The organism is Mesotoga sp. HF07.pep.5.2.highcov, assembly GCF_003666285.1.
In the GTDB taxonomy this organism is placed as follows: Bacteria; Thermotogota; Thermotogae; order Petrotogales; family Kosmotogaceae; genus Mesotoga; species Mesotoga prima.
This window is the reverse complement of sequence record NZ_JFHJ01000017.1, coordinates 1-4,940: the sequence shown is the minus strand read 5'-3', so window position 1 is coordinate 4,940 and position 4,940 is coordinate 1. Positions and strand designations below refer to the sequence as shown.

Annotated in this window: 2 tRNA genes and 3 rRNA genes; all 5 read left to right on the top strand. The window is 53.5% G+C overall.

What is annotated here, in order from left to right:
• Window positions 1-9: 9 nt before the first annotated feature.
• Window positions 10-1,538, top strand: a 16S ribosomal RNA gene (locus tag BG32_RS00420).
• Between the two features lie 49 nt (window positions 1,539-1,587).
• Window positions 1,588-1,664, top strand: a tRNA-Ile gene (locus tag BG32_RS00415).
• A gap of 4 nt (window positions 1,665-1,668) precedes the next feature.
• A tRNA-Ala gene (locus BG32_RS00410) sits at window positions 1,669-1,744 on the top strand.
• A 76-nt stretch (window positions 1,745-1,820) separates the two neighbouring features.
• Window positions 1,821-4,748, top strand: a 23S ribosomal RNA gene (locus BG32_RS00405).
• A gap of 33 nt (window positions 4,749-4,781) precedes the next feature.
• A 5S ribosomal RNA gene (gene rrf / locus BG32_RS00400) occupies window positions 4,782-4,898 on the top strand.
• Together the 16S, 23S and 5S rRNA genes with 2 tRNA genes alongside form the textbook arrangement of a ribosomal RNA operon.
• Window positions 4,899-4,940 lie beyond the last annotated feature (42 nt).

Sequence of the window (4,940 nt, the reverse complement as noted above, 5' to 3'; positions counted from 1 at the left end):
AATGAGTCATGGATGGAGGGTTTGATCCTGGCTCAGGGTGAACGCTGGCGGCGTGCTTGACACATGCAAGTCGAACGGTATGTGGCAACACATAGAGTGGCGAACGGGTGAGTAACACGTGGGAACGTACCCTACGCAGGGGGATAACTGACCGAAAGGACAGCTAATACCGCATAAGACCGAAAGGTGAAAGGTGCAAATGCATCGGCGAAGGAGCGGCCCGCGGACCATCAGCTAGTTGGTGGGGTAAGAGCCTACCAAGGCGACGACGGTTAGCCGGCGTGAGAGCGTGGCCGGCCACAAGGACACTGAGATACGGGTCCTACTCCTACGGGAGGCAGCAGTGCGGAATTTTAGATAATGGAGGCAACTCTGATCTAGCGACGCCGCGTGCAGGAAGAAGGTCTTCGGATTGTAAACTGCTGTGGTAAGGGAAAAATGTCATGTAGAGTGGAAAGCTACATGGAGGGATGGTACTTTACTAGAAAGCCCCGGCTAACTACGTGCCAGCAGCCGCGGTAATACGTAGGGGGCGAGCGTTACCCGGAATCACTGGGCGTAAAGGGAGCGTAGGTGGCCTGACATGTCAACTGTGAAAACCCGGAGCTCAACTCCGGACTTGCAGTTGAAACTGCCAGGCTTGAGGACGGTAGAGGAAGACGGAACTGCCAGTGTAGGGGTAAAATCCTTAGATATTGGCAGGAACGCCGGTGACGAAGGTGGTTTTCTGGGCCGGTTCTGACACTGATGCTCGAAAGCCAGGGGAGCGAACGGGATTAGATACCCCGGTAGTCCTGGCCCTAAACGATGTTCACTAGGTGTGGGGAGCGGAAAGCTTTCCGTGCTAAAGCTAACGCGATAAGTGAACCGCCTGGGGAGTACGCCCGCAAGGGTGAAACTCAAAGGAATTGACGGGGGCCCGCACAAGCGGTGGAGCGTGTGGTTTAATTCGATGCTAAGCGAAGGACCTTACCAAGGTTTGACATGCTGATAGTAGTGAATTGAAAGAGGAACGACCACACTTTGTGTGGAGTCAGCACAGGTGGTGCACGGCCGTCGTCAGCTCGTGCCGTGAGGTGTTGGGTTAAGTCCCGCAACGAGCGCAACCCCTGCTCTTAGTTGCCAGCGGTAAGGCCGGGCACTCTAGGAGGACCGCCGCCGACGAGGCGGAGGAAGGGGGGGATGACGTCAGGTATCGTGCCCCTTATATCTTGGGCGACACACGCGCTACAATGGGTTGGACAGAAGGGACCGAGACAGCAATGTGGAGGAAATCCTCAAACCAACCCCCAGTTCAGATTGCAGGCTGCAACCCGCCTGCATGAAGCCGGAATCGCTAGTAATCGCAGATCAGCCAAGCTGCGGTGAATACGTTCCCGGGCCTTGTACACACCGCCCGTCAAGCCACCCGAGTTGGTAACACCTGAAGATGAGTATCCTAACCGAAAGGAGGGAGCTTGTTTAGGGTGGGATTGGCAAGGGGGGCTAAGTCGTAACAAGGTAGCCCTACCGGAAGGTGGGGCTGGATCACCTCCTTTCTAAGGAGTTTAACAGGATTGCTATCCATCTTTGAGTGAATCCTGAGCTGGGCTCGTAGCTCAGTAGGTGAGAGCGCGCGCCTGATAAGCGCGAGGTCAGTGGTTCGACTCCACTCGAGCCCACCAGTGAGGGGACATAGCTCAGCTGGGAGAGCGTCTGCTTTGCAAGCAGAAGGCCAGGGGTTCGAATCCCCTTGTCTCCACCAGGGGAATAAAAGTTATCTGGTCATTGAAAAGTACATAGGGAGTAAAGAAGTAGAAGCGAGTCAAAGGAAGAAGGAAGGTAAAGGTATAAAGGGCTCACGGAGGATGCCTAGGTAGCGGGAGGCGAAGAAGGGCGTGGCCAGCTGCGAAAAGCCGCGTGTAGGTGCAAGCGACCATAGAAGCGCGGATGCCCGAATGGGGAAACCCACCAGGTAGAGATACTTGGTATCCTGAAAAGGAAGCGAACCTTGCGAACTGAAACATCTTAGTAGCGAGAGGAAAAGAAATCGAAGAGATTCCCTGAGTAGCGGCGAGCGAAACGGGAAGAGCCTAAACCTATATAGTGTAAGCGTACGGGCGTTGCTATATAGGGGTAGAGGGATATATACGGGTCTGACCGTACAGGGCCGGGAGAAGCCAAAGGCTAGTCGAACTATCTGGGAAGATAGACCGGAGAAGGTGAAAGTCCTGTAGGCGAAAGTTAGAGGCTATCCTTGTATATATCCCGAGTAGCGCGGGGCACGAGGAATCCCGCGTGAATCTGGGGAGACCACTCTCTAAGGCTAAATACTACCTGCTGACCGATAGCGAAAAAGTACCGTGAGGGAAAGGTGAAAAGCACCCCGGGAGGGGAGTGAAAGAGTACCTGAAACCGTGAGTCTACAATAAGTGGGAGCACGAAAGTGCGACCGCGTGCCTTTTGATTAATGAGCCTGCGAGTTACCGTAACTGGCGAGGTTAATCCGAGATAGGAGAAGCCGAAGGGAAACCGAGTCTTAACAGGGCGGAAGTCAGTTGCGATAGACCCGAAACCGGGTGAGCTATCCATGGGCAGGTTGAAGGTGGGGTAACACCCACTGGAGGACCGAACCAGTTAGCAGTAAAAAGCTATTGGATGACCTGTGGATAGGAGTGAAAAGCTAACCGAACTCGGTGATATCTGGTACTCCTCGAAACGTGTTTAAGCACGGCCTTGCATGGTTAGTAGAGGGGGTAGAGCACTGATTGGGCTAGGGGGGCGACCTCCAACCCCAGTCAAACTCCGAATACCTCTACTCAAAGTGCAGGAGACAGACTGCGAGCGATAAGGTCCGTAGTCGAGAGGGAAACAGCCCAGACCACCAGCTAAGGGCCCAGAGAGATAGCTAAGTGTTAAAGGAAGTGGAGAGTCAAAGACAGCTAGGATGTTGGCTTAGAAGCAGCCATCATTAAAAGAGTGCGTAACAGCTCACTAGTCGAGACTCACCGCGCCGAAGATGTAAGGGGGCTAAAGCTATCCTCCGAAGCTGTGGAACAGGAAACTGTTGGTAGAGGAGCATTGTGTTGTAGGGAGAAGGCAGACCCGTGAGGGCTGTTGGACGAGACACAAGAGAGAATGCAGGCATGAGTAAACGAAAGGAGAGTGAGAATCTCTCCCCCCGAAAGCCTAAGGGTACCTGGGGAAGGTTCGTCCGCCCAGGGTTAGTCGAGACCCTAAGGGGAACCCGAAAGGGGTAACCGATGGGAAACCGGTTAATATTCCGGTACTGGCGTAGTATGAGTTTTGGGGTGTGACACAGGAGGATAGGCGTTGCGTACTAGTTGCATAGTGCGTCCAAGTTTCTAGTCCGATGATCGCGGCAGGGAAATCCACCGCGGGAGGGTGAGGGACGAATGGGAGTTCCTTCGGGAGCAACAACGTTGAGTTCACACTGTCGAGAAAAGCATCGCAAAGCGTTTGAGTACTAAGCCAATCGTTCTGAAAACCGACACAGGTAGGCAAGCTGAGAAGGCTAAGGGGAGCGGGATAACTCCTGTTAAGGAACTAGGCAAATTAGCCCCGTAACTTAGGGAGAAGGGGTACTCTGGTTGGTTAAGAGCTGACTGGAGTCGCAGTGACAAGGCAGCGGCGACTGTTTACCAAAAACACAGGGCTCTGCGAATTCGAGAAGAAGACGTATAGGGTCTGACGCCTGCCCAGTGCTGGAAGGTTAAGGGGAAAGGTTAGCGTAAGCGAAGCTTTGAACCGAAGCCCCAGTAAACGGCGGCCGTAACTATAACGGTCCTAAGGTAGCGAAATTCCTTGTCGGGTAAGTTCCGACCTGCACGAATGGCGTAACGATCGCTGCACTGTCTCAACAGGAGACCCGGTGAAATTTCAGTCTGGGTGAAGATGCCCAGGACTCGCAACTAGACGGAAAGACCCCATGGAGCTTTACTGTAGCTTGGTATTGTGCTTTGTTGTATGGTGTACAGGATAGGTAGGAGGCGTAGAACCCGGTTCGCCAGGATCGGGGGAGCCAACGGTGGGATACTACCCTCTATACAACGGAGTACTAACTTGAGAGTGTGGAGAGCACAACAAGGACATTGCTAAGTGGGCAGTTTGACTGGGGCGGTCGCCTCCAAAAGAGTAACGGAGGCGCGCTAAGGTTGGCTCAGGTTGGTTGGAAATCAACCATAGAGTGTAAGGGCAAAAGCCAGCTTGACTGTGAGACTGACAGGTCGAACAGGAGGGAAACCTGGCCCTAGTGACCCTGCGGCCCTGAGTGGAAAGGCCGTTGATCAACGGATAAAAGCTACCCTGGGGATAACAGGCTTATACTGCCCGAGAGTTCATATCGACGGCAGTGTTTGGCACCTCGATGTCGGCTCATCGCATCCTGGGGCTGGAGCAGGTCCCAAGGGTTAGGCTGTTCGCCTATTAAAGCGGTACGTGAGCTGGGTTCAGAACGTCGTGAGACAGTTCGGTCCCTATCTGTTGCGAGCGTAGGAGACTTGAGAAGGGTAGCCCCTAGTACGAGAGGACCGGGGTTAGTGAACCTCTAGTGAATCAGTTGTCGTGCAAGCGGCAGTAGCTGAGTAGCTACGTTCATGAGTGATAACCGCTGACAGCATCTAAGCGGGAAGCACGCTTCAAGACTAGGTCTCTCAGGATCGTTCGAGAAGAGGACGTAGATAGGCTGGAGATGTAAGCACTGTGAAGTGTTCAGTCGACCAGTACTAATAATCCGATTCCTTTACCTTAATTCCCTATGTACTCTTGAGTGAGCAGATATTCTGGGTGAAGATACCGGGGCGGGAAACACCCGGCTCCATACCGAACCCGGCAGTTAAGCCGTCTCGGGCCGATGGTAGTATGTGGGCAACTGCATGCGAGAGTAGGTATCGCCCAGATGTTATACAAGAGGAGAGTCTTTTTGACTCTCCTTTTTGTTT